Source organism: Mucilaginibacter sp. (assembly GCF_028288105.1).
Lineage (GTDB): Bacteria > Bacteroidota > Bacteroidia > Sphingobacteriales > Sphingobacteriaceae > Mucilaginibacter.
On record NZ_JAQBOI010000268.1, the window covers coordinates 1 to 2,703 of the forward strand.

At 41.8% G+C, this 2,703-nt stretch carries 4 protein-coding genes; all 4 read left to right on the forward strand.

What is annotated here, in order from left to right; translation table 11 throughout:
- Positions 1-1,343: arginine deiminase family protein (locus tag JWQ85_RS18020; RefSeq protein WP_299470396.1), on the forward strand; the 1,343-nt coding region annotated here is incomplete at its 5' end.
- Between the two features lie 92 nt (positions 1,344-1,435).
- Positions 1,436-2,056, forward strand: coding sequence for a DUF2975 domain-containing protein (locus tag JWQ85_RS18025; protein ID WP_299470397.1), 621 nt, complete (start codon positions 1,436-1,438; stop codon positions 2,054-2,056).
- On the forward strand, positions 2,056-2,262 hold the full coding sequence (locus tag JWQ85_RS18030) for a helix-turn-helix transcriptional regulator (protein WP_294944429.1): 207 nt from the start codon (positions 2,056-2,058) through the stop codon (positions 2,260-2,262). Before JWQ85_RS18025 ends, JWQ85_RS18030 begins: the two co-directional genes overlap by 1 nt.
- 106 nt (positions 2,263-2,368) lie before the next feature.
- A partial coding sequence (locus tag JWQ85_RS18035) for an arginine deiminase-related protein (RefSeq protein WP_299470398.1) occupies positions 2,369-2,703 on the forward strand: 335 nt, incomplete at its 3' end.

The following is a 2,703-nucleotide window of genomic DNA, read 5'->3' on the forward strand; positions in this document are numbered from 1 at the left end:
TACCCTCCAAGGCACAGGATTGGCTTTTTGAAGATATAGTACACCTGGATACCATGCGCCGCAAGGAGTACGATTACTACATTAAGTTATTGATGTATTTCCTTGATCCTGATAAAATAAAGGGAAAACTAAATGCTATAGACAGCGGCGAAGGCGACCGCGACTTTTTTAAACCCGATAACGCGGATTTTCATAATTCGACAAAGGTTATTGAGATCCAAACCCTGCTGAGCGATATATTGCAGCAAACCGATGTACGCAAGAAACTGGTAGCTGCTGTTTGCGCTATAGAAAGCTGTAACTATCGCCAGCAACTGCAATTGATAGATACCGACCCGGTTGAACTGGCCAAGATTTTCATTTCCGGCTCGCTGGGTGATGACAACATGATCTTCGCGCCTATCCCTAACCTGATATTCTCGCGCGATTTGGGGATTGCCATCAATAACCACATCCTTCTGAACAACCCTGCTAAAAAAGCGCGTGCCCGGGAAACCTTGCTGATGCGTTATATCTTTTTTAACCACCCGTTGTTTGAAGCATACCGTAATAACATCATCGAGATATCGGAAAACAAACAGCACTTTTTACGCCCCGGCGAAGCCAATGAAGAGAAAACCACCATTGAGGGCGGCGACGTAATGATGGTTAGTCCGCAGCATTTAATTATTGGCTGCAGCGAACGCACCTCTATCAGTGGCGCAAACGAGGCAATTAAGCTATTATTGGAGAATGATGTGGTAAACAAGATCACCATTGTTAAAATACCGCATAAGCGCGATTATATGCACATTGATACTGTTTTTACGCAGGTAAAACGCAATGTATGGGTGCTGCTGCGATCGTTAACCATTGCCGAGACAGAGCAATCGCAGCGCGAACCTATTGCCTGGTTCGCCGATAAAAAGAATAAGGATAAGCCCGAAATTGTACAGTTCAGGAAGGATAAGAAACCCAAAACCTTTGCCACGCTGGAAGACCTGCTGGATAACATTAGCCAGAAAGATTTGGAAAGCACCGAGCCTACCAAATTCATTTATTCCGGCAATGATGAGTTCCCGTTTGATGCCCGCGAGCAATGGACAGATAGCTGCAACCTGCTGGCACTAAAAGATGGCGTAGTATTGGGATACGATCGTAACGATAAAACGGTAGAGGCCTTTAAGCAAAGCGGTTTTAATGTTATTCACGTAACCGACCTGCTGCCCAAGTTTGAAGCTGGCGAGCTTGACCCGCAAAGCATGAAGGATACGCTGATATTAATGCCAAGCGCTGAACTATCACGCGCCCGCGGCGGTTTCCATTGTATGAGTATGCCCCTGATGCGGGATAGTGTTATTTAAACATAAAACAAAAATAATTTTATGTTTTACATAAAATTATTTTTGTTTTATCAATTTAGTCTGTATATTTGTATCAACAAATAATTACAGACATGAAAACTACATCCTGGCTTTTAAAAGTTATCCGCGTTTTACTTATCATTATATGGTATCTAAATATGATAATTATAGTTGTCGCCTTTATAGGCATAACTTTAAAGTTATTCACAAGCGATGGCATAAAATTTAGCACACAAGTAAAATATCCGGCGCCCGAATCGACGATTGTAAAATTGGCGCCATTAACGAGCGGCGCAAAAAACATCACTATAAAATATGATCAAGGTTTATTGGATATGAACCTTAAAAAAACTGCCGGAAATATAGCCCTCGCCTATTTCTTTTTTATATCGATAGAAGCATTGATTATGATTATAATTTACCAGTTACGTAAATTTTTTAATACGCTTATGCACAATATGCCTTTTCAAAACGATAACATTCGCCGGTTAAAGGTTATCGCTTTATGCTTTGCGCTGATTAACTTATTAAACATTTTGGTGGGTATAAGCAGCATAATCATATTAGGGCAGCAGGTAAATGGGCTTAACGCGTGGAATATAATATGGACGGAAAATTTTACCGGCTTTATATTAGGCGCTGTTATTTATGTAATGGCCGATGTGTTTAAATATGGTTTTACACTTCAAAAAGAGAACGGAGAGTTTGTATAATGGCTATAATAGTAAACCTTGATGTGGAAATGGCCAAAAACAAGATGTCGCTAAAAGAGCTTGCCGAGCGCCTGGACATCAGCATGACCAACCTTTCCCTGCTCAAAACCGGCAAAGTAAAGGGTGTACGTTTTGATACCCTCGAAGCTATTTGCCGTGAACTAAACTGTAAGCCCGGCGATATATTGGATTATAAAGCAGATTGATTAATTTGCAATCACCAACGAACTAAACGAGCAAATGGTTCATAGATGATAGTTCATAGTATTATCTCTACGAACCAAAATTACCATGATCTATGAACCATTAACTATGAACTCAATACAGCAGTCTACCTCTAATATATTAATGATACGCCCTGTGGCGTTTGGCTTTAACATGCAAACGGCAGAAAGCAATGCCTTCCAGAACCGGGACGACGACCAGCAGGCTGTGCAGCAAAAAGCGCAGCAGGAGTTTGATGGCTTTGTAAAGGTATTGCGCGATAATGGCGTAAATGTAACTGTGGTAAACGATACCGTTGAGCCGCATACCCCCGATTCCATCTTCCCGAACAACTGGGTATCTTTTCATGATAATGGCGATATCTTCCTCTACCCTATGCAGGCCGAGAACCGCCGACTGGAGCGCAGGGAGGACATCATACG